This window comes from Kerstersia gyiorum (genome assembly GCF_048595715.1).
Taxonomy (GTDB): domain Bacteria; phylum Pseudomonadota; class Gammaproteobacteria; order Burkholderiales; family Burkholderiaceae_B; genus Kerstersia; species Kerstersia gyiorum.
In genome coordinates this window covers 2,315,245-2,336,184 of sequence record NZ_CP169556.1, presented here as the reverse complement: position 1 = coordinate 2,336,184, position 20,940 = coordinate 2,315,245, and the positions used below count along the sequence as shown (strand labels likewise).

The 20,940-nt window shown below is 63.2% G+C and carries 18 protein-coding genes; 10 read left to right on the top strand and 8 right to left on the bottom strand.

The features are described from left to right. Positions 1-113: 113 nt before the first annotated feature. On the bottom strand, positions 114-1,685 hold the full coding sequence (locus ACEW7X_RS10320) for an ABC transporter ATP-binding protein (RefSeq protein ID WP_134838589.1): 1,572 nt from the start codon (positions 1,683-1,685) through the stop codon (positions 114-116). Next, positions 1,682-3,298: an ATP-binding cassette domain-containing protein gene (locus tag ACEW7X_RS10315; protein WP_130487393.1), complete on the bottom strand. Its 1,617-nt coding sequence runs from the start codon at positions 3,296-3,298 to the stop codon at positions 1,682-1,684. The genes ACEW7X_RS10320 and ACEW7X_RS10315 overlap by 4 nt, the downstream gene beginning before the upstream one ends. A 169-nt stretch (positions 3,299-3,467) precedes the next feature. Between ACEW7X_RS10315 and ACEW7X_RS10310 the strand changes: the two genes are divergently transcribed. Together ACEW7X_RS10310 and ACEW7X_RS10305 are read left to right on the top strand one after the other, a co-directional pair. Continuing rightward, positions 3,468-4,070: a TetR/AcrR family transcriptional regulator gene (locus ACEW7X_RS10310; RefSeq protein WP_134838588.1), complete on the top strand. Its 603-nt coding sequence runs from the start codon at positions 3,468-3,470 to the stop codon at positions 4,068-4,070. Between the two features lie 177 nt (positions 4,071-4,247). Further along, complete coding sequence (locus ACEW7X_RS10305; protein WP_240733227.1) at positions 4,248-5,906, top strand: carboxylesterase/lipase family protein; 1,659 nt, start codon at positions 4,248-4,250, stop codon at positions 5,904-5,906. Between the two features lie 114 nt (positions 5,907-6,020). Here the strand turns inward: ACEW7X_RS10305 and ACEW7X_RS10300 are convergent, their stop codons facing one another. The 4 genes from ACEW7X_RS10300 to ACEW7X_RS10285 form a co-directional block, all read right to left on the bottom strand. After that, positions 6,021-6,794 (bottom strand): ABC transporter ATP-binding protein, encoded by a 774-nt coding sequence (locus tag ACEW7X_RS10300; protein WP_068370657.1) that lies wholly within the window; start codon positions 6,792-6,794, stop codon positions 6,021-6,023. Beyond that, entirely contained in the window at positions 6,791-7,804 is a 1,014-nt protein-coding gene (locus tag ACEW7X_RS10295) for an iron chelate uptake ABC transporter family permease subunit (protein WP_127775619.1), read from the bottom strand. The genes ACEW7X_RS10300 and ACEW7X_RS10295 overlap by 4 nt, the downstream gene beginning before the upstream one ends. After that, positions 7,804-8,718 carry an ABC transporter permease gene (locus ACEW7X_RS10290; protein ID WP_127774570.1) on the bottom strand — a complete coding sequence of 305 codons (915 nt, stop codon included), beginning with the start codon at positions 8,716-8,718 and terminating at the stop codon, positions 7,804-7,806. The genes ACEW7X_RS10295 and ACEW7X_RS10290 overlap by 1 nt, the downstream gene beginning before the upstream one ends. Before the next feature lie 91 nt (positions 8,719-8,809). Beyond that, the gene (locus ACEW7X_RS10285) at positions 8,810-9,703 is read right to left on the bottom strand and encodes a siderophore ABC transporter substrate-binding protein (protein WP_238591375.1); all 894 of its coding nucleotides are present in this window, start codon (positions 9,701-9,703) and stop codon (positions 8,810-8,812) included. Between the two features lie 436 nt (positions 9,704-10,139). Between ACEW7X_RS10285 and ACEW7X_RS10280 the strand changes: the two genes are divergently transcribed. Continuing rightward, the gene (locus ACEW7X_RS10280; RefSeq protein WP_253101721.1) at positions 10,140-10,997 is read left to right on the top strand and encodes a 3-hydroxyacyl-CoA dehydrogenase; all 858 of its coding nucleotides are present in this window, start codon (positions 10,140-10,142) and stop codon (positions 10,995-10,997) included. 54 nt (positions 10,998-11,051) lie between these two features. Here the strand turns inward: ACEW7X_RS10280 and ACEW7X_RS10275 are convergent, their stop codons facing one another. Next, complete coding sequence (locus ACEW7X_RS10275) at positions 11,052-11,972, bottom strand: LysR family transcriptional regulator (RefSeq protein WP_068370662.1); 921 nt, start codon at positions 11,970-11,972, stop codon at positions 11,052-11,054. A 334-nt stretch (positions 11,973-12,306) separates the two neighbouring features. Here ACEW7X_RS10275 and ACEW7X_RS10270 point away from each other — a divergent pair, with 334 nt between their 5' ends. The 6 genes from ACEW7X_RS10270 to ACEW7X_RS10245 all read left to right on the top strand — a co-directional run bounded on the left by ACEW7X_RS10270 (position 12,307) and on the right by ACEW7X_RS10245 (position 19,323). Further along, positions 12,307-13,509 carry an alpha-hydroxy-acid oxidizing protein gene (locus ACEW7X_RS10270; RefSeq protein ID WP_415358537.1) on the top strand — a complete coding sequence of 401 codons (1,203 nt, stop codon included), beginning with the start codon at positions 12,307-12,309 and terminating at the stop codon, positions 13,507-13,509. Positions 13,510-13,533: 24 nt separating this feature from the next. Beyond that, positions 13,534-14,430, top strand: coding sequence for an amidohydrolase family protein (locus tag ACEW7X_RS10265; RefSeq protein WP_420177172.1), 897 nt, complete (start codon positions 13,534-13,536; stop codon positions 14,428-14,430). A 53-nt stretch (positions 14,431-14,483) separates the two neighbouring features. Next, positions 14,484-15,713, top strand: coding sequence for an MFS transporter (locus ACEW7X_RS10260; protein WP_253595489.1), 1,230 nt, complete (start codon positions 14,484-14,486; stop codon positions 15,711-15,713). Positions 15,714-15,989: 276 nt separating this feature from the next. Beyond that, a complete protein-coding gene (locus ACEW7X_RS10255; RefSeq protein WP_068370677.1) occupies positions 15,990-17,156 on the top strand; it encodes an ATP phosphoribosyltransferase regulatory subunit in 1,167 nt (388 codons plus the stop codon). 87 nt (positions 17,157-17,243) lie between these two features. Continuing rightward, positions 17,244-18,539, top strand: coding sequence for an adenylosuccinate synthase (locus tag ACEW7X_RS10250; RefSeq protein ID WP_068370681.1), 1,296 nt, complete (start codon positions 17,244-17,246; stop codon positions 18,537-18,539). Between the two features lie 238 nt (positions 18,540-18,777). Next, the gene (locus ACEW7X_RS10245; RefSeq protein WP_068371034.1) at positions 18,778-19,323 is read left to right on the top strand and encodes a phosphoribosyltransferase; all 546 of its coding nucleotides are present in this window, start codon (positions 18,778-18,780) and stop codon (positions 19,321-19,323) included. A gap of 73 nt (positions 19,324-19,396) precedes the next feature. Here ACEW7X_RS10245 and ACEW7X_RS10240 read toward each other — a convergent pair whose 3' ends face one another. Then, positions 19,397-19,693: a hypothetical protein gene (locus tag ACEW7X_RS10240; RefSeq protein WP_068370683.1), complete on the bottom strand. Its 297-nt coding sequence runs from the start codon at positions 19,691-19,693 to the stop codon at positions 19,397-19,399. A 230-nt stretch (positions 19,694-19,923) separates the two neighbouring features. On the opposite strand from ACEW7X_RS10240, the gene ACEW7X_RS10235 reads away from it, so the two are divergent. Continuing rightward, positions 19,924-20,850: a DNA/RNA non-specific endonuclease gene (locus ACEW7X_RS10235; protein ID WP_130487399.1), complete on the top strand. Its 927-nt coding sequence runs from the start codon at positions 19,924-19,926 to the stop codon at positions 20,848-20,850. Positions 20,851-20,940 lie beyond the last annotated feature (90 nt).

Below are 20,940 nucleotides of genomic sequence, written 5' to 3'. Positions count from 1 at the left end.
AGGTTGCGCCTGGTGATAGACGCACTGCTCAATACCCTGGGGCCGCCGCAGGCATGATGCCGCCGGCTCGCAGTCATGCCTGCGGACTGTAGATCAGGGGTGTGCGAGGCTGGTCAGGTGTCCTGGCCTAGCCGTATGGTACGGCTGGCTTGCCAGACGCCGGGATCACGGTGGGTGACGATGATGACGGTGGCATCCAGCGCACGGATTGCCTGGGCGACTCTTGCCTCGGTGGTTTCATCCAGCGCTGCCGTTGCTTCATCCAGGATGAGCACGGGAGCGCGCTTGAGCAGGGCGCGGGCCAGGGCCACACGCTGGCGCTCCCCGCCCGACAGCGCCGAACCCTGGTGGCCCAGTTGCTGGTGAATACCCTCAGGCGTACGTGTCAGCACTTCATCCAGCGCCGCCAGCCGGGCTGCCTCGGTGACTTCCGCATCGGACGCGCCCGGACGACCCAAGCGCACGTTTTCAGCCAGGGTGCCGGTGAAGACCACCGGTTCCTGCGGCACATAGGCGATATGGGTGGCGAAGTCATCATAGCGCATGTCCGGCAGCGGGACGCCGCCCAGCGTGATGCGGCCGGATTGGGGGTCGTCAAAGCGCATCAGCAAACCCAGCAAGGTGCTTTTGCCGCTGCCGGTCGGACCGGCGATGAGTATCCGTTCTCCTGCTGGAATGCGTGCATTGATGCCGTGCAGCACCGGGGCATGACTGACATCACTGAGTTCGAAATGCCAGCCTTGGGGCTGCTGCGCCTGCGCGGCGCCGGGCTCGGGCAGTGTCGGTGCGGTAATGGCCTTGCGGTAATCGTCGACGGTAGCGCGCAGGTCGTTGATACCCAGCCCGGCCAGGGCCAGGGCGTCGAGGGGTGCGGCAGCCCTGGCGGTCAGGATGAGAATTGCCAGCGCGGCGGCCGGGTCGGTGAAGCCCTGCAAGCCCTGAGACAGTACGACGCCTGCCAAAGGCAGTACGCTTGCCAGCGCAGAAATGAAAGTGGCCGGGGCAGCGGCATGATTGGTACGCGCCAGCGCGCGTTCCTGCGCCTGCCAGCGCTGTTCCAGGCGAGCCAGTGCGCGGCTCGGACCGGCGGCGGTACGCAGTAATTCCAGGTGATCGGTCAGTTCCAGCGTGGCCTGAGTTGCGGCCAGTTCGGCTTCATGACGCCGTGCGTCGGCTCGGCTGAGCGCGCGCTGGGAGAGATATTGCGCCGTTAGTGCGACGACCATCAGGCCGCCGACCAGCAGCGTGGTGCTGGCGCCGGCAACCAGCGCAATGCCGACCAGCAGGAAAAGCGGGGTGAGCGGAGCTAGTAGAAAGGTTTGCAACTGGTGGGCCGGCACGCTCATCAGGGTGGTAATGCCACGGCCGGCGATGCTGGATACCAGGGCGCGATGTGCCGGCGTGAACCAGGACAGGCGTGTGCGAGTCAGCGCCTGGCCCAGCGCGTCATAGAGATCCCCAGCCATGCGGGCGCCGGAGAAAAATCCGGTCCGTGTGACCAGGACAGTGAGCAGCAGCGTGAGGGCGGCGCAGGCCAGGACCAGGCCAGGTGGCTGGTGATGCAGGATCGCCAGCGCAAGCAGGGTATAGGTGACGGCTTCCAGCAACGCTACGGCGGACCAGCCTATGCCGATGGCAATCAGGCGGCGGCGGGCGGAGTGAATCGGGTTCGGTGCGGCGGTCATCGCGCATCTCCCTGGTGAAAGGCGGCAAGGTCCAGCCGTGCGTCGGCAGTATTTGCCAATTCTGTATCGTGAGTCACCATCAGGATGGCCTTGTTTGCCTGCCGCGCCAGGCGCAGCAGTTCCTGCATCAGGCGCGCAGCCGTCTGCGAGTCCAATGCGCTGGTCGGTTCATCGAGCAGAATGAGGCTGGCGGAGGACAGGAAGGCGCGGGCCAGGCCGACGCGCTGCTTTTCGCCACCGGAGAGTAGGCTGGCGTCGGCGCCTGGTTCGATGTCGATCTGCGCCCGGCCCAGGGCGGCCAGATAGTCTGCTTCGCTGGCGCCGGGAGCGGTCAGGGCAAGCGTTGATTGAACGGCGGCGGGCAGTACGCTGCCACCTTGCGGAATCAGCAGCAGGTGCTGGGAGCGCACGTCTTCCGCCAAGTCGGCCACACGCGTATGGCCCAGCCGTATTTCGCCGCCTTGGGGCGTTTCCAGTCCTGCAAGCACGCGCAGCAGCGTGGTCTTGCCGCTTCCGCTGGGGCCGGTGATGGCTGTCAGGGTGCCTGGCATGAAAATGTGCGTCAGCCCTTGGACCAAATGGCGTTCCCCCTGCTGCAGTTGCAGGTCCGAAACCGTCAGCGGCAGGCCCTGGCCCGTGGGTTCGGGCGCCAGGCAGGTGCCGCTGGCCAGCGGGGTTTCTTGCAGCAGTGCTGCCAGGCGCTGTGCAGCGGCACGTCCTGCTGATAGATAATCCAGGCCGTGACCGAGCTTTAGCGCTGGGGTCACGATGGCCAGGCTGAACAGCAGGGCGGCAGCCAGCCGATAGGCTGGCAGTTCATGGCCGACCGCATAGGCAATGGCGAAGGTGGAAACAGCCTGCAGCAGTGCGACGGCGATGGCGGCAGCCGTCGCGACCCGGCCGACGCGTTCCAGCATGCCGTCGATGAAGCGCCGTGTCGCCGACTGGTAGGCGGCCGCCGCGCCGGCCTGGGCGCCATAGATGCGGCTCACTCGGATGCCGCGCGCATAGTCGTCGGCGGCACTCATGATATTGCCCATGACATCCGCTTGTTCAGCGCCTTGCCGGGCTGCCATTTTCGGAATCACCACCAGGTAGAAACCGGCAGCCAGTGCGCCAGGGATCAGCGCCAGCAAGGCAAGCGGACCGGCCAGGCCGGACAGCAGCAGCACGGAGGCAATCGGCACGATGACAAAGGTGGCGATTTCCGAAGGCAGGTGCGCAACCATGTGGTGCAGGGCGCTGATGTCGTCCGACACCAGACGGCGCAGCTTGTCGCCGCCGTGGCGGCTTAACGTGCTGGCTGGCAGGCGCAGGAGGTGCCCGGCGACCTGCCGCCTGAGCCTGGCCTCGAAACGTCCTTCTGCGTCATGCGATAGCCACGCAGACAGCGACGCCAGCAGGGCGCCGCTGACCCACAAAAAGCAAGCCGCACCCGCCCAGGACAGCGTCGGCTCGCGCAGCATGCAGACCAGGCACCAGAGCGCGCCGAGTGTCGCGAGGCCAGATGCCGCAGCGGTGCCGATACCGGCAGCCAGGGCCGGGAATGCGGGTTTCAAGGCGGGGAGCAGGACGGGATCCAGCCATCGGTTCCGGGGAACAGTTTGAGTCATGGTGTGTTCTGTCATCGGCAGGGGCGTCCGGTTTCAGGGAAGGGGCGCCGTGGCGGAACCGTTATTCCGAAAATCAGGCCCAGGTCGAGAATGGTTTTCAATCAATTAGTTTCATGATGATAAACTAATTTCGTTGATCAGATGAAGATGACCCGGAAAAGCGAAATACATGGAAACGGTTAAACCAGCCCCCCGGCGTGGCCGGCCGCCCAGCATCACTCGCCAGCGCATTGCCGAGGCGGGGATGGCCATGGGCTTGCCCAGGATGACATTCGTGGGCGTGGCGGCTTTGCTCGGGGTGAGTCACATGGCCCTCTACAAGCATGTGCAGAACCTGGAGGCGCTCAAGCGTCTGGTCGCCGAGGAGATTTTCTGCCGCTGGCAGATGCCGGAAACGGTTGGGCCGCTACACGAGCCGCTCGAGGCATACCTGCATCGCTTCAGTGCGTCTTTGCGCGAACTGGTGCGCCGGCACCAGGGATTGGCGCCCTATCTGATACGGCGCAGCGCTACCACGCCCACCATGCTGGACAAAATCTATGCGCACCATGAATGGTTCGCTGGCCGCTACGGCTTGACGCGCGAGCGGGCACGCTGGCTGTTGTCCACGATTGCCTTTCATTGCATTGCGCTGGCAGATACCGTGTATGCCGTTAGCGCGGACGATGATGTGCCGCTGCTGGATGATGAAACTGAGGCTGCGGAAATCGAAGCGGAATTCGACCGGGGCATGCAGGCCCTCGTTATCGGGGTGCTGCACATGCCGTCCTAGCCATGCCAGCCGTCGGGCTACCCCTGTTATCAGATGTTAGTTAATGCATAAAAGTTCGTTTGAACATGCCTTCGGGTTATTTAGACTAATCGGTCTACCCCTGTGCTGGCAGCAGCATTGTCCGACAGTGGCGGGCAGCCGGTCTGGCTGGTGGTGCAGCGTATGAACGAAGGATGGATGATGAATAAACGAGAATTTCTGGTATCAGGCTTGAAAGCCGGTGTGGTCGTCAGTTTGCCGGGTGGCCTGCTGGCCTGCGCCAGTCCGGTCGCGGCGGGCGAACCGGTCGTGGAAACGGCGGCCGGGCGTCTGCGTGGCGTGCGCACCAGCCAGGGCTATGCCTTCCGTGGCGTCCCCTATGGCGAAACAACGGCAGGAGCCAACCGGTTCCAGCCGCCCGTGCGCAAGCAGCCGTGGGCAGGCGTGCGCGATGCCACCAAGCATGGCGCGAGTGCGCCACAGCTCAAGGGTGCTTCCGTTGCGGAATTCGCCTGGTACTGGTCTGGCGTGGCCGCCGATGAGGATTGCCTGTCGCTGGCGGTCTACACCCCTGCCATCAATGACGGCAAGAAGCGGCCGGTGCTGTTCTGGCTGCATGGCGGAGCGTTTTCTGCTGGAGCAGGGACTTCCGCCGGTTTCGATGGCAGTTTCCTGGCGCAGAGCCAGGACGTGGTCGTCGTCTCCGTCAATCATCGCCTCAATGTGTTCGGGTCGCTCTATGTGGGTGAAAATGCGCCCGGGTTCGCAGCGGAATCGGCCAACGTCGGTGTGCTGGACCAGGTCGAGGCCCTGCAGTGGGTGAAGGACAACATCGCGGGCTTCGGCGGTGACGCCGACAACGTTACGATCTTCGGGCAATCCGGCGGAGCGGCCAAGGTCACGGCGCTGCTGGGGCTGCCGGCGGCCAAGGGCCTGTTCCACAAGGCCATCGTACAAAGCGGTTCGGGTCTGTGGCGCCTGGGCAGCCAGGAAAAGGCTGAGCGCGCCACGCATGGCCTGTTGCAGGAACTGGGGCTCAATGCAGGCAATGCTGCGCGCATCCAGCAGTTGCCGGTGGAACAGATCCTCGCCGCCTATGGCAAGCTGCTGGCCAAGACCGGCGGCGTCAGTGAATTCCGCCCGACGCTCGACGGCGTGGTGTTCCGTGAGGAACCCTATGACCCGCGCGCGGTGGCGCTGGCGGCTGACGTGCCGGTGCTGGTGGGCTATGCCCAGGATGAAGCGACGTTTTTCCTGGCAGGCAATCCGGCCAATTTTTCCATCAGCCAGGCGCAGCTGGAGGCCCGGGTACAGAAATTCCTGCAACTGACGGATGCGCAGACCAGGGAAATCCTCCAAAGCTACGCGGCACGCTATCCGGGCAGCACGCCTGCCCATCAATTGATCGCCATTGCCGGCGACTACAACTACAAGCTGCCAACACTGGCGTTTGCGGATCGTCAGGCGGATCTGAACGGCGCTGCCGTCTACGCCTACGAGTTCGACTGGAAGTCTCCGGCGCGCGCAGGCGTGCTCGGTGCGGCCCATACGTCGGAAGTGCCCTTCGTGTTCGGTACGCTGGATGCCGCCCGGGCGCTGGTGCAGGATAGCTCCGATCAGATCGAGGTGCGCAATCGCCTGGGGGCAATCTGGGGGCAGTTCGCCCGCACCGGCAACCCGAATTCGGATCGTGCCGGCGTGCAGGGCTGGGAGCGCTACGAGCGTGGCCAGCGCCAGACCGCCCGCATTGGCGGCAGCTGGCAGGTCGTTGCCGACCCGCAAGCCCATGGGCGCGAGGCGCTGGCGGACTTGCCGCTGTACGAGTACAGCTTCCCGGTTTCGTTCGTGAAGGACTGAGCCGCGGAAAATGCAGGCCTGGCCGAAATCCTACCGCCAGGCCTGCAGTCGTCTGCATGACCTCATGCCATGCGAGCCTGGTTGTTACGATTCCTGCGCCTGGGCGGGCTGGCCTTAGAGTCGGGGCTGGCCGGTGTAATAGACGCAGATACGCTGGCCGCCGATGTCATGCACGCTGATGGGCGTTTCATAGAGTTCGCTGAGCAGATCGCTTCTGACCAGTTCCGCCGGCGAGCCATGATGGGCCAGCCGGCCCCGGCGCATTGCGATGATGGCGTCGGCATAACAGGAAGCGAAATTGATGTCATGCAGCACCAGCACCACGGTCTTGCCCAGGGTGTCGGCCGCATGTCGCAAGGTGCGCATCATGGCTACCGCGTGTTGCATGTCCAGTCCGTTGAGCGGTTCGTCCAGCAGCACGTAGTCGGTGTCCTGGCATAACACCATGGCGACGAAGGCGCGCTGGCGCTGGCCGCCGGACAACTCGTCGAGAAAACGATGCGCCAGCGTTTCCATATCCATGTAACGCAGCGCCATGCTGATCTGCCGTTCGTCTTCCTCGGCCGTGCTCACGCCTTTGTGCGGGAAACGGCCGAACGCCACCAGGTCGCGGACGGTCAGGCGCAGCGGCAGGTGGTTGTCCTGGCGCAGGATGGCGAGCCGCCTGGCCAGCACTTTGCTGCTGGCGCGGCTGACGTCCAGCCCGTCGATGAGGACTGCGCCGGCATCCATGGGCAGCAGTCGGCTGATCATGGAGAGCAGGGTGGATTTGCCCGCCCCGTTGGGGCCGATGATGGCGGTGACGCCTCCCGTGGGAATGCGCAGCGAAACGCCATCGACCACGACGCTGCCGCCATAGTGTTTGCTGAGTTCGGAGACTTCTATCATTTCATTGCCTTGCGCGTAACCATGAGCAGGAACAGCAGCCCGCCGGTGAACTCGATGACCACGCTGATCGCAGTTTCCAGATGCAGGACATGTTCCAGCACGGTCTGGCCACCCACCAGCAAGATGATGCCGATCAGGATGGCGGCAGGCAGGGTTAGCCGGTGCCGGTCGCAATCCATGACGTGGTAGGCGAGGTTGCTGACCAGCAGGCCGAGAAAGGTGATGGGGCCGACCAGCGCCGTGGAAACGGCAACCAGCACGGCAATGACCACCAGCGTCTGCATGACGGTGCGCTGATAGGGCACGCCCAGGTTGATGGCGATATCGCGCCCCAGCGCCAGGACATCGTAGCGCGGCAGTAGGCGTAGCGCCCAGAGCGCTGCGGCCACCAGTAGTACGGTGCTCAGTCCGAGCAGCTTGGGTTCCACGGAATTGAAGGACGCGAACAGTTTGTCCTGCACAATGACAAACTCATTCGGGTCGATCAGGCGCATCAGCAGATTGGCCAGGCTGCGAAACAGCAGGCCGAAAGTGATGCCGACCAGTATCAGGCGATGCAGGCTTTGTGCCGTATCGGTGAAAAGCCAGCGGAACAGCAGGCAGGCCAGCCCGGTCATGATGGCGACCTGCACCAGGAACTGAACGCCGCTGGCTTGCGAAATCGACGTAAGTTCGGTGCCCAGGCCGAAGGCGGCCGCGGCCTGTATCAGGGTATAGAGGGCATCGAAACCGATCAGCGCGGGCGTGAGGATGCGGTTATGCGTGATGGTCTGGAACAGCACCGTAGAAATTGCAATGGCACAGGCCACCAGCACCATGGTCGCCAGCTTGATTCCGCGGAACGCCAGAATGAAACCCCAGTCGCCACGGGTGCCGGTCGTCATGAAGGCGAGGATGGCCAGTAGCGCCAGGACCAGCAGCGGCAGCAGGCGCCAGGCGCGTCGTGCGGCAGGATTCAGTGGCAATGTGTCGACGGTCGCCAGGGCAGGGGATGATTCACCACGATGCATCATGCGGCTCCGTTCCTGTTGCGTAGAATCAGGTAGAGGAACAGGATGCACCCGAGTATGCCCATGGTGACGCCGATGGGTATTTCATAAGGCGGATTGATCAGGCGGCCGACAATATCGCACAGCAGGGCCAGGCCGCCCCCCATGAGGGCGATCCATGGCAGGGAGCGGTGCATATTGTCGCCCATGATCAGGCTGATGACATTGGGCACCACCAGCCCCAGGAACGGGATGTTGCCAGCCGTGATGACCACGACGGTCGATACCGCAGATACGATGACCAGGCCTGCCAGCGTCAGGGCGCGGTGGTTCAGGCCGAGATTGGTGCTGAAGCGCTGGCCCATGCCCATGACCGTGAAACGGTCGGCGGCGAGATAGGCCGCACAGGCCAGCGCGAAGCCGATCCACAACAATTCGTAGCGCCCGCGCAGGACACCGGAAAAATCGCCGGTGGTCCAGGCATTGAGGGATTGCAGCATATCGTAGCGATAGGCGAAGAAATTCGTCACGGCGCTGACGATGCCGCCCAACACGATACCGACCAGCGGGACCAGGAAGGGGGAGCGCAATGGTGTGCGCCGCAGGATCATCAGGAACAACATGGTGCCGCCCATGGCGAAACTGCCGGCGACCAGCATGCGTCCCACAACGGAAATGTCGGGCATGACCAGGGCAACGAACAGGATGCCCAGCATGGCCGATTCGACAGTGCCGGTGGTGGAGGGCTCGACATAGCGGTTCTGCACCATGACCTGCATGAGCAGGCCGGCGACGGCTAGTGCGATGCCAGCCAGCAGCAGGGCGATGGTGCGTGGCAGGCGGCTGACCGTGAGCAGGGACCAGGCATCGCCGGCATCATCCTGCCACAGATCGCGCCAGCTGAGGTCGCTGGCGCCGATGAACAGACTGATCATGAATAAAACGGCGATCCCGCCGCAGGCGGGCAACAGCCAGCCTGCAGGCGGAACACGCCGGCGCGCCACTCGCGGAGCGGCGACGGCCGGATTACTGCTTTTCATCGAAGGCGGCACTCAGCTGATCGACGTTTTGCTGCATGGCGGCCAGGCCGCCGCTGCCCAGCAGATACCAGTTGGCGGCATCGAGATACACCACATGGCCCTTTTGCCAGGCGGCGGTCTTGCGGACCAGTTCATTGTCCAGCAGGCGCTGGGCCGACGTGCCTTCGCGGCCGATGGCGGCATCGCGGTCGATCACGAACAGCCATTCGGGGTTGGTCTTCAGGATGTACTCGAAGGAAATGGCCTGTCCGTGCAGCGAAACCTTGAGGTTGGGGTCTGCCGGCACAATGCCGAAGGCATCGTGCAGCACGCCGAAACGCGAACCCGGGCCGTAAGCGCTCATCTTGCCGCCGGTGGTCAGCACGATCAGGCCGGGGCCGGCCTGGGCCGCCTTGGCCTTCAGCGCATCTATGGATTCGTGCAGCGTGGCCAGCTTGGCGTCAGCCACATCTTCCTTGTCGAACAGGCCGGCCAGCAGCTTGGTGTTGTGCTCGAGGCTGCCCAGCAGGTCGGCGGCGTCAGGCGTCAGGTCCACTGTCGGTGCAATGCGCTTGAGCATGTCGTACTTGGGGGCGGAACGGCCGGCCACCAGTACCAGGTCGGGCTTGGCGGCATTGATGGCCTCATAGTTCGGCTCGAAAGCGGTGCCGGCTTTCAGCACATCGTCCGCGCTGTATTTTTGCAGGCGTTCAGGCAGCACGGCAGCGCTGGGGACGCCGGCCACCGGCACGCCCAGGGCATCCAGGGTGTCGAGTGTGGCGAAGTCCAGCACGATGACCTTTTCCGGTTTGGCCGGCAGCGTGGTGTTGCCTTGTACGTGGGAGACCTCGACCGGTTCGGCCTGCGCGGAGACTGCGGCGCAGCTCAGGATGGCGGCCAGGACAGGCGTGAGGCAGGCGCGGGCGACGCGGTGGGTAAACGGGAACTTGCCAGCGGCGGGCAGATGTGTAGCGCGGTGCACGGCTTTCTTCCTATAAGAATACGTTTCATTCATTGTCTGACGCCTGATGCGGCCACAAAAAACGGTTTGTAGCCGCCAGCGGGCGCAGGGCGGATATTTCACGTAGTCGCCTTTATATCGCCATATGTGGGGCGTGGGCAAACGCCGGGCAATAAAGATAGGAAGGTCGAGACGGGAAAAACGGGGAGACTGTGGGGGATACAGGTGTGAGATTGCCTGTATCGACTGCCGTCTTGTAACAGTTGTTCGTTACAAGATGTGCGGGAAGCTCGTTTTCATCTTTATATTAGGTCATTATTTACTAGCGGCAGCACGACTCCCCGGACGTTGCCGGCGTTCCAGTCAAAGGATAGCAATGAGCACCATCAGGAAGGTCACAGTGGTCGGCACGGGCGTGCTGGGTTCCCAGATTGCGTTTCAAAGCGCCTACAGCGGTTTTGACGTAACGGCATATGCTGTCAATGATCAATCGGCAGAGCAGGCCAGCCAGCGTTTTGCCGAATTGGCGGAAACCTACGTGCGCGAGGTGCCGGGCGCGGCAGATGGCAAGACTGATGCGGCGGCGGCAAGACTGCACCTGAGCACCGACCTGGCTGCGGCCGTGGCCGATGCCGACCTGGTCATCGAAGCCATTCCGGAAGTGCTTGCCATCAAACAGGAAACCTACGCCAGGCTGGCGGGCCTGGCGCCGGCCAGGACTATCTTCGCCACCAATTCGTCTACCTTGCTGCCCAGCGCCATCAAAGATGCCACTGGCCGTCCGGATCGTTTCCTGGCACTGCACTTCGCCAACCAGATATGGAAGTTCAATACGGCGGAAATCATGGGCACGTCCGATACCGATCCCGCCGTGTTCGATGCCCTGGTGCAGTTTGCCGCGGATATTGGCATGGTGCCCATTCCCGTGCGCAAGGAGAAGGCTGGGTACGTACTCAATTCGTTGCTGGTGCCCTTGCTCAATGCCGCCGCGGAACTGGCGGAAGGCGGCTATGCCGACCCGCATGATGTGGACAAGGTATGGCGCATCGCCACCGGCGCGCCCATGGGGCCATTCCAGATCTATGACATCATCGGCCTGAATACGCCGTACAACATCCTGTCGCAGGGCGGGGAACGTGAACGCAGGCTGGCGAACTGGTTGAAGGAAAACTATCTCGACCAGGGCAAGTTGGGCGTTGCCAGCGGTGAGGGCTTCTACAAGTACGAAAAATAGGCGAACCTGTGGCAGAGCCGGGCCAGACGGGCGGCACTGCTTGCGGCCTGGCTGCTACAGGTTTTCCCTGGGGGCGGAAAAATCAACGCAACCCGCCAGCAGTTCGCGCATCGCCAGGATCAACGGACGTTCGTCACTGCGGCGCCACTGGACCGAATACAGCAAGGGAGCCAGCGGTTGCCGGTGCTCCAGGCGCGCAAGCGGTTGCCGATCGTTGGCGTGCAAGGCCCAGCCGCAGGGCAGGAAACCGACACCCAGGCCGCGCCGCAGCATGCCGGCCACGGCCGTCCAGTTATTGCAGGACAGCCGCGTGACATGATGGATCTGCTGGCTCATCAGCCAATCGTCGAGAATACGCGTCGTGCCGGCGCCAGCGGGCAAGGTGATGAGCGGCAGTTCCTGCAGCAAGGCGGCCGGGTCGCGCTGCCTGGCTTTGCGGCCGGCCAGTAGCGCCGGCGCCGCCACCCATTCGAAATCCGCACGTCCGATGGGTTGGGACAGGATATCGCTGCGTGAAGAACGCCCTGCAATCACGGCCAGGTCCAGTTTGCCGGCGGCCAGCCGCTGTTCCAGTGGAGCGCCCATATCCACGTCCAGCGCGAGCTGCAAGGCGGGATGCAATGCCCGCACCTGTGCCGCGAAGTCCGGCAGCCAGCTCAGCGCCGACAGTTCTCCTGCGCCCAGTTCGAAGGTGCCGTTCAGGCTGGCGCCCTGGTTGCCGGCCGCCTGTTGCAGGGCCTGTGCGGCATCAAGCGCCGCCAGCGCCACGGGCAACAGGCGCTGGCCGTCATGCGTCAGCGTGGCGCGGTTGCCGCGCCTGTCGAATAACTGTACGCCCAGCGCGGCTTCCAGCTCGCTGATGCGCTTGGACAGCGACGACAGCGATAGATGCAAGCGTTGCGCCGCCGTGGCGAAGTTGGAGCAGGTCGCGGCGCGATAGAACGCTTCTATCTGCTTGAGGGTGGGGGGCATCATGGGCGTGCGTGGGGAGGATAAGTGGGTGTACTGGAAAGCGGGCTGCCGGCCGGGGTGAAACCGGAGCCAGGATGAAAGAAGGCTGGTGGCAACGGTTGGCGGGGGCAGGCAGGCATAGGGGTAAATACCAGGTTTGATGCGAGTGCCTGCGGCTTTTCGCCGAGGCATTCGGTAATCGGATCGGCTGCGCGGCCAGTAAAACCGCCACACCAGGCATTCATTGCCAGATTTTGGTTCGATTTTATTCAATCTAAGCCGGGTGTTTATTTCAATTTACCAAAGAAAGTGCCATTTCTAGAATGCGCCTCATCGTTGTATTCAAGGCGCAGCACCCATGTCTGTTTTTCAACCGAACGCAAAATCAAAGGCAAGCGAGCCCCGCAGACTGCGCGGCGTGCTGAACTTGCAGGATTTCGAGCGCCAGGCCCGGCGGCACTTACCCAGGCCGCTGTTCGAGTATGTCGCCGGTACCGTGGAGGATGGCCGCGCCGGACGAGACAACCAGCATGCCTTGCTGGAATACGGCCTGCTGCCACGCATTCTGACGGATGTGTCCGGGCGCAGCCAGAAAGTCGAACTGTTCGGCCGCACCTATGACAGCCCCTTCGGTATTGCCCCCATGGGCCTGGCCGCGCTGACCGCCTACCGTGGCGATGTCGTGCTGGCCCGCGCTGCGCGTGCTGCGAATATTCCTGCAGTCCTGAGCGGCACTTCCGTCATTCCGCTGGAAACTGTCATGGAAGATGTGCCGGGGACCTGGTTCCAGGCCTATCTGCCCGGGGATTCCGAACGCATTGCCGCCTTGCTGGACCGTGTGGCGCGTACCGGATGCGATACGCTGGTCGTGACAGTGGATATCCCCGTCAATGCCAATCGCGAAAATAATATCCGCGCCGGTTTCTCCACGCCGCTCAAGCCCAGCTTGCGGCTGGCCTGGGATGGCCTGACGCGGCCTTCCTGGCTGTTCGGCACCTTTCTGCGTACGCTGGCGCGTCACGGCATGCCGCATTTTGAGAACTCTTTCGCGACGCGCGGCGCGCCCATCCTGTCGGCCACGGTGCTGCGGGATTTCACTGCCCGGGACCATCTCAACTGGCGCCATTTCGCTGAAATCCGCCGTCAATGGCACGGTAACCTGGTGATCAAGGGCATCTTGCATCCGGCCGACGCGCAGCTGGCCCGCGAGCATGGTGCGGATGCCGTCATCGTCTCCAACCACGGGGGCCGCCAGCTCGACGGTGCCATCTCGCCGTTGCGCTCCCTGCAGGCGGTCGTGGCTGCTGTGCCGGACCTGCCCGTTCTGGTTGACAGTGGTTTTCGGCGCGGTTCGGACGTGATGGTTGCGCTGGCGATGGGGGCACGCATGGTCTTTGTCGGACGCCCTTTCAATTACGCCGCCGCCATTGCCGGCGAAGCGGGCGTTGCCCATGGCATCAGGCTGTTGCGCGAGGAAATCGACCGCAACATGGGGATGCTGGGCATCAACCGCTGCGATGAACTGACTCCCGCGTGCCTGGTGCCGCGCACTATTTCCTGATCTTACCCACAGCGAGGACACTCCATGTCTAGCCATCCTCAAACCGAAACCGCAGCCCTGTGCCGCGCGCCGCTGGCGCAATTCGAAGCGCCTGCTTTCGATGTTCCTCCGGGCGCCGTCGATACGCACGCCCACGTCGTGGCCGACAGCGACGCCTATCCGATGGTGGCCAATCGCAGCTATACGCCGCCGCCGGCGCCTGAGCAGAAATATCTGGCGATGCTCGACAACAACCACATGAGCCATGGCGTTCTGATCCAGATCAGTGTCTATGGCACCGACAACCGCTACATGCTGGAAGTGCTGCGGCGCAACCCGCAGCGCTTGCGCGGCATTGCCGTGGTCGACGCAGATATCAGCGATCGCGAACTGCTGGCCATGCACGAAGCCGGCGTGCGCGGCTTGCGCATCAATGTCCTGTTCGGCGGCGGCATCGGCTTTGAGGCCATGGAGCGGCTGGCGGCGCGCATTGCGCCGTTGGGCTGGCACATGCAATTCCTGATGGATGTGCGCGATTTGCCGGAATTGATGCCGCGCATGACACGCCTGCCCGTGCCAGGGGTGATCGACCACATGGGGCATGCGCCGGTTTCGATGGGGCTGGATGCGCCGGGCTACCAGGCCATGCGCAGCCTGGTGGCGGACCATGGCTTCTGGATCAAGCTCTCTGGCGCGTATCGCATCAGCGACGATTTCGAGGCGTTCCGCGATGTGCAGCCCCTGGCGCAGTCGCTCATCGAACTGGCGCCGGACCGCATGGTGTGGGGCAGCGACTGGCCGCACGTGGCGCGCGAGCAGATGCCCGATACCGGCAAGCTGCTGAACCTGTTGCCGCAATGGGCGCCGGACGCAACGACGCGCCGCCGCATCCTGGTCGACAACCCGGCGCGGCTCTACGGTTTTCCTGCCACGCCCGCCTGAAGGCGGCAGGCAGCATGGTGGCAAACAGATATCCATAAACAGGAGACAGAATCATGAGTTGGTATTCGGAACTTTCCCCCAAGGAACGGAAAACCTTTATTGCCGCGTTTGGCGGCTGGGCGCTGGATGCGCTGGATTTCATGGTGTTCACTTTCGTCATCACGACCTTGATCACCTTGTTCAATATCGACCGCACCCAGGCCGGGATGCTGGGCACGGTCACGCTGCTGTTCTCGGCGGTGGGCGGCTGGCTGGCTGGTATCCTGGCGGACCGCTACGGCAGGGTGCGCGTGCTGCAGGCGACTATCCTGTGGTTCTCGCTGTGCACGGTATTGATCGGCTTTGCACAGAATTTCGAGCAGGTGTTCGTACTGCGGGCATTGCAGGGCCTGGGCTTCGGCGGGGAATGGGCAGTGGGTTCCGTGCTGATGGGCGAAATCGTCCGCACCCAATACCGTGGCCGCGCCGTGGGCACGGTGCAGAGCGGCTGGGCGGTCGGCTGGGGCTTGGCGGCGCTTCTATATACGGTGGCTTTCAGCGTGCTGCCTGAAGACTGGGCCTGGCGTTCGCTGTTCTGGATCGGCGTGATTCCGGCGCTGCTGGTGCTGTACATCCGCCGTCACGTGCCCGAGCCTGAAATCTTCGAGCGCACCAAGAAAGAACAGGCCAGCCGTGGTGAGCGCAGTTCGCCGTGGAAGATATTTTCCCCGGCGCTGCTCAAGACCACGGTGCTGAGCGCCATTCTATGCACCGGCGTTCAGGGCGGCTATTACGCCGTGACCACCTGGTTGCCGACCTTCCTCAAGAGCGAACGGCAGTTGTCCGTGGTTGGTACCGGCGGCTACCTGATGGTCATCATCCTGGGGTCGTTCATCGGCTATATCGTTGGGGCCTACCTCACGGACCGCCTGGGGCGCAGGGCCAACCTGCTGATTTTTGCCGTGATCTCGTGCATCAGCGTCTATGCCTACACGCAGTTCCAGCTGAGCAACGAGCAGATGCTGTACCTGGGCTTCCCGCTGGGATTTGCGGCGTCGGGGATTTTCAGTGGCATGGGCGCCTACCTGACTGAGCTGTTCCCCTCGGATGTGCGGGCCACCGGGCAGGGCTTTGCCTACAACTTCGGCCGTGGCGTAGGGGCCTTGTTCCCCAGCCTGGTGGGCTACCTCTCCGGCGTGACGGGGTTGGGCATGGCGATCGGGATATTCGCAGGTACGGCCTATGCCGTCGTGTTGGTGACGGCTTTGCTGCTGCCTGAAACCAAGGGCCGGGAAATCGAGTAGGTTTTGCCTGCGGGCACCGGCAAACCTGCGGAACGCGCCGTTCAACAATTGGGTGAACGGCGCGTTTTCATGTGCCGGGGCAGGGCGCCGGGCGGTGGTTTGTGTAAATCTGCAAAGGGTATACAATAACCCGTAAGCTAATTGCAGGAAGTTTGTCTGGCACAGACCCTGCGTTACTCCTAGGCGGCTTGCCGGGCTTACGCCCCAAGCCGCTTTTTGTTTGCCCGCGCACTTTGCGCAAGCGTATCCAGTTTTGGGAATTGCTGAAATATCATGATGGGCGATTGGTTGCTTCCGGAAGGGATTGCCGACACATTGCCGGCAGAAGCACGACGCATCGAAGAGTTGCGCCGCAAGCTGCTGGATCTCTACCGGGTTTATGGCTATGAGCTGGTGGCGCCGCCACTGGTCGAATACATAGATTCACTGTTGTCGGGTACCGGGCGGGACCTGAGCCTGCGTACTTTCAAGCTGGTGGACCAGCTGTCTGGCCGCACGCTTGGCATCCGGGCCGACATGACGCGCCAGGTGACGCGCATAGACGCACACCTGCTGAATCGCGATGCGGTCACGCGTCTGTGCTATTGCGGCTCGGTGTTGCATACCCGTCCCGCCGGCCTGTTGGCGCGGCGCGAACTGTTGCAGATCGGCGCCGAGCTGTACGGGCATGCCGGCGTCGAGGCCGACCTCGAAATCGTTCGCCTGGCGTTTGCCAGCGTGCGCGTGGCCGGGGTCGTGGATGCCCGCCTGGATCTCTATCACCCTGGGTTGGCGCAGTCCATCCTGGATGCCGATGCGGCCATCGCTCCGCATGCGGAAGCGGTTTTCACCCTGTTGCGCGACAAGGACATCCCCGGCCTGCGTGAGCTGGCGGCAGTTGTGCCTGGCGTGGCTGCGGCCACCTGGACGGCACTGGAGCGCCTGCCCAACCTCTATGGCGGCCTGGAAGTGCTGGACCAGGCACGCCAGTGCCTGCCCGCCTTGCCGGGTGTCACGGCGGCGCTGGACCAGCTGCAGACGACGGCGCAGGCCCTGGATGTTCCCTGCATCAGCATCGACCTGGCGGAAGTCGGGGGCTATGGTTATCACTCCGGCGTCACGTTCGCCATCTATGCGCAGGGCTGGCACGATGAAATCGTCCGTGGCGGCCGCTACGACAAGGTGGGCGAATCCGGTTTGCGGGCCCGGCCCGCGACAGGGTTCAGTCTGGACCTGCGCAAGCTGGCGGCGGGCCTGCAGCCGGCCCAGGCGTCCCCGGCGATCCGTGCGCCCTGGAGCACCGATCCGGTGCTGGAAAAAGTGGTGCACGAACTGCGCAGCCGGGGCGAAGTCGTGGTGCAGATGCTGCCCGGCCACGAGCACGAACAGGACGAGTTTTTCTGCGACAGAGAACTTTACGAACATGAAGGGGCCTGGAAGCTGCGCTCGCTGGAGCGTGCCTGAACGGGCATGCTGCCAGGGCGGGCGCTGCTGAGGCGCCGTTCCAGGGCTTTTTCCGGATTTGAATCTACTCTTTTCTCGAATACAGACATGGCTAAGAACGTAGTAGTTATCGGCACCCAGTGGGGTGATGAAGGCAAGGGCAAGATCGTCGACTGGCTGGCAGAATCGGCCCAGGGCGTGGTGCGTTTCCAGGGAGGCCACAATGCCGGCCACACGCTCTGGATCAACGGCAAGAAGACGGTGCTGCGCCTGATTCCCTCGGGCATCATGCATCCCGGCGTGACCTGCTATATCGGCAACGGCGTCGTCCTGTCGCCGCAGGCGCTGATGACCGAAGTTGCCGAACTGGAAGCCGCCGGCCTGGACGTGCGTTCGCGCCTGAAGATTTCCGAAGCCTGCACGCTGATCCTGCCGTACCACATTGCGGTTGACCAGGCTCGCGAAGCCCGCAAGGGCGAAGGCAAGATCGGCACGACCGGCCGTGGCATCGGCCCGGCCTACGAAGACAAGGTCGGCCGCCGCGCCCTGCGCGTGCAGGATCTGTACGACGAAGCCCAATTCGCCGCCAAGCTGGAAGAAGTCCTGGAGTACCACAACTTCGTGCTGACCCAGTACCTGGGCGGCGAAGCGGTCGATTTCAAGAAAGTGCTGGACGAGGCGCTGGCCTTCGCCCCGATCATCAAGCCCATGGTGGCCGATGTTTCCACGCTGCTGTTCGAGGCCCGCGAAGCCGGCCAGAACCTGCTGTTCGAAGGTGCACAAGGCGCGCTGCTGGACGTGGACCACGGTACCTACCCCTTTGTGACCAGCAGCAACTGCGTGGCGGGTGCTGCCTCGGCGGGTGCCGGTGTTGGCCCCCAGGCGCTGTCCTATGTGTTGGGCATCACCAAGGCCTATGCAACGCGCGTCGGCTCGGGCCCGTTCCCCACGGAACTGCATGACGATATCGGTTCGCACCTGGCCAAGGTCGGCAAGGAATTCGGCGCAGTGACGGGCCGTCCGCGCCGTTGCGGCTGGTTCGATGGCGCGGCGCTGAAGCGCTCGGTGCGTCTGAATGGGATCAGCGGCCTGTGCATCACCAAGCTGGATGTGCTCGATGGTCTCGAAGAGATCAAGATCGGCGTGGGCTACAACCTGGACGGCAAGTTCGTCGACGTGTTGCCCAGCGGCGCTGCAGCCGTGGCGCGTACCGAGCCGGTGTTCGAAACGCTGCCGGGCTGGACGGAATCCACGGTGGGCGTACAGTCCTTCGACGCACTGCCGGCCAATGCCCGCCGCTACCTGGAACGCATGGCGGAAGTCTGCGGCGTGCCCATCGCCATGGTCTCTACCGGTCCCGATCGCAACGAAACCATCCTGATGAAGCATCCTTTCAAGGATTGATGTCCGGTTTTTCGGCTGATTGCGCCTGGCATCAGCCGATCCGGAAAGACAGCAGACGCCGCTTGGCGTTATGATTTCTGCCGCAGCCATTTGGCTGCGGTTTTTTTATCGCCGGGCCATTTGTGCCAGGAAGGCAGCCTGTCCGTTCAGCGGACCTTCCTTCCTGGGACCAGCCTGGCATTTTTTGACGTTGCCGGGGGCCTGGATGGCCGTCTGGAACTCGCATGGAGTAATGAGTATGGCCCTTCCTGAAAACACTGATAGCGACCTGTGGGTAAGCTGGGAAGAATACAACCGTCTGATCGAACGCCTGTGCCTCAAGGTGTATGAGTCCGGCTGGGTATTCGACAAGATTCTGTGCCTGGCTCGTGGCGGCGTGCGTGTGGGGGATGTCATCTCGCGCATCTACGACGTACCCCTGGGTATTCTGGCCACCAGCAGCTATCGGGAAGCGGCCGGCACCCAGCAAGGTGAGCTGGATATTGCCCAATTCATCACCATCACGCGCGGCTCGCTGGATGGCAAGGTACTGCTGGTCGATGACATGGTCGATACCGGCCTGACCTTCAACCGTGTGCACGAGCATTTGCGCAAGCAATTCCCTGCCATCACGGAGCTGCGCACGGCCGTGCTGTGGTGGAAAGGCAGGGCGCAGGCCACGCCGGATTACTACGTGGATCGTCTGCCGACCAACCCCTGGATTCACCAGCCTTTCGAAGACTACGACAGCCTGCGTCCGCACCAGCTGGCTGCGTGGATGCAGAAAGGCGTGCATAACGACTGATCGAGCCGTTCGGCCCGATGATAAACAGGCCTGGCCGCAGCGCACATGCAAGCGCTGCGGCCAGGCCTGTTTTTTATTCCGCGTCCAGCAGATGCAGGCGCTTGTCGGTAAAGACACAGAGCACGCCGGCGTCGGTATGCATGATCTGGTGATCGAAGTCGCAATACAGGGCGGCGACTTGCAGCGGCAACTGTTGGTTGCCCCAGCTTTGGGGACGGAAATAGGCCAGTTCGCCGGGCTTGCAGGCTTTGGCCTCTTCGTCCGTGGAGTAGATGCAGGTATTGTTCTGCGAAATCTTGGAAGACTCTCCGCAGCCGGACAAAATGCTGACGGCAGCCAGGGCCAGCAGCATGGGGACAGTTCGTTTCATGGTCTCTGATCCGAGGGAATAAAAAGAAGCCGCACAAAGCGGCAGCCGGGATTATGGCATTCGGCCCTTGAAGCCGCCAGCCGTGCGGGCGTGCGCTGGAAAAGCGTAACGCGCCGGGCGGTGCGGCAGCCTGCAGGCCGGGTCAAATGGTTACTGATGTGAACGGCTACAATGCCAATGGGTACTTACCGACATGGTGTGGTACCCGGCAGCAAACAGATACCCGTCGCATGAGCCCCAAGAAGAAAACTGTACCCCGCAAGAAAAACGTTGCATCAAGCACCAGCAGTAGCCGCAGCCGAGCCAGGGCGTCAGGAGGGCAGGCGGGGCGCTTCTTCCGGGCGTTGGGGGCCTCCGCGCTGGCATCGTTCCTGGCCGCCAGCTGTGCTCTGCATCCCGAACTGCGCGACAAGCTGTCGCTGGAACCCATTCTGTCCAGGATGGTGTGGCAGCAAGACGAGCCTGGCCATGTGACAGGGCAGGCCCAGGTACAGACAAACTTTGCTGGCTGTCCGCAGTTCTTCCCGGAACGCCGGCCGCCGGTTGTACCTGCGCAGCCGGCTTTGCGCGAACTGTGCTTCAGCGCATTCGCCATCCTGCATGGTGGCCGGCAGAAAACGCCGGTGTTCGTTGCACAGCGTCTCAATCGCCAAATGCTGGCGCAAGGCCGAAGTATCGGGCGGACCGACAGGTTCTATGCGGAAGCGCGCCTGCCGGAGGCCGAACGCGCCACCCTGGCGGATTACCGTGGGTCGGGCTATTCGCGCGGCCACATGGCGCCGGCGGGTGACATGCACACGGCAGAAGCCATGGCGCAAAGCTTTTCGCTGGCCAATATGGTGCCGCAGAACCAGATCCATAATGGCGGCGCCTGGAATCGCATCGAACAGGACACCCGCAAATATGTGCAGCGCGCCAAAGGCGATGTCTACATCTTCACTGGTCCGGTGTATGAGAACGGCGTGGCAACCATAGGCGCGGGCCATGTTGCCGTTCCCAGCCATATCTACAAAGTCGTCTACGACGCCAGCAGCGGCCGTGCCTGGGTGCACTGGCATGCGAATCGTCCTGACACCAAGGCAGGGCCGCCCATCAGCTACGAGGAATTCGTACGCAGAACGGGGCTGGAACTCCTGCCGCCGGGCGCGCTGCGTTGACGTCGTCGCACCCGGCGGGGCCCTTGGGTGGAAGTGAGGGCAGTTTTTGGGGGCTTTGGGAGGCAGAGAGCCTGGCGCTCAAGCGATGAA

Bases quoted from the DNA above. Each gene is read 5' to 3' on its own strand.
- ACEW7X_RS10320 (WP_134838589.1), bottom strand. From the start codon at position 1,685: ATGACCGCCGCACCGAACCCGATTCACTCCGCCCGCCGCCGCCTGATT.
- ACEW7X_RS10315 (WP_130487393.1), bottom strand. From the start codon at position 3,298: ATGACTCAAACTGTTCCCCGGAACCGATGGCTGGATCCCGTCCTGCTC.
- ACEW7X_RS10310 (WP_134838588.1), top strand. From the start codon at position 3,468: ATGGAAACGGTTAAACCAGCCCCCCGGCGTGGCCGGCCGCCCAGCATC.
- ACEW7X_RS10305 (WP_240733227.1), top strand. From the start codon at position 4,248: ATGATGAATAAACGAGAATTTCTGGTATCAGGCTTGAAAGCCGGTGTG.
- ACEW7X_RS10300 (WP_068370657.1), bottom strand. From the start codon at position 6,794: ATGATAGAAGTCTCCGAACTCAGCAAACACTATGGCGGCAGCGTCGTG.
- ACEW7X_RS10295 (WP_127775619.1), bottom strand. From the start codon at position 7,804: ATGCATCGTGGTGAATCATCCCCTGCCCTGGCGACCGTCGACACATTG.
- ACEW7X_RS10290 (WP_127774570.1), bottom strand. From the start codon at position 8,718: ATGATCAGTCTGTTCATCGGCGCCAGCGACCTCAGCTGGCGCGATCTG.
- ACEW7X_RS10280 (WP_253101721.1), top strand. From the start codon at position 10,140: ATGAGCACCATCAGGAAGGTCACAGTGGTCGGCACGGGCGTGCTGGGT.
- ACEW7X_RS10275 (WP_068370662.1), bottom strand. From the start codon at position 11,972: ATGATGCCCCCCACCCTCAAGCAGATAGAAGCGTTCTATCGCGCCGCG.
- ACEW7X_RS10270 (WP_415358537.1), top strand. From the start codon at position 12,307: ATGTCTGTTTTTCAACCGAACGCAAAATCAAAGGCAAGCGAGCCCCGC.
- ACEW7X_RS10265 (WP_420177172.1), top strand. From the start codon at position 13,534: ATGTCTAGCCATCCTCAAACCGAAACCGCAGCCCTGTGCCGCGCGCCG.
- ACEW7X_RS10260 (WP_253595489.1), top strand. From the start codon at position 14,484: ATGAGTTGGTATTCGGAACTTTCCCCCAAGGAACGGAAAACCTTTATT.
- ACEW7X_RS10255 (WP_068370677.1), top strand. From the start codon at position 15,990: ATGGGCGATTGGTTGCTTCCGGAAGGGATTGCCGACACATTGCCGGCA.
- ACEW7X_RS10250 (WP_068370681.1), top strand. From the start codon at position 17,244: ATGGCTAAGAACGTAGTAGTTATCGGCACCCAGTGGGGTGATGAAGGC.
- ACEW7X_RS10245 (WP_068371034.1), top strand. From the start codon at position 18,778: ATGGCCCTTCCTGAAAACACTGATAGCGACCTGTGGGTAAGCTGGGAA.
- ACEW7X_RS10240 (WP_068370683.1), bottom strand. From the start codon at position 19,693: ATGAAACGAACTGTCCCCATGCTGCTGGCCCTGGCTGCCGTCAGCATT.
- ACEW7X_RS10235 (WP_130487399.1), top strand. From the start codon at position 19,924: ATGAGCCCCAAGAAGAAAACTGTACCCCGCAAGAAAAACGTTGCATCA.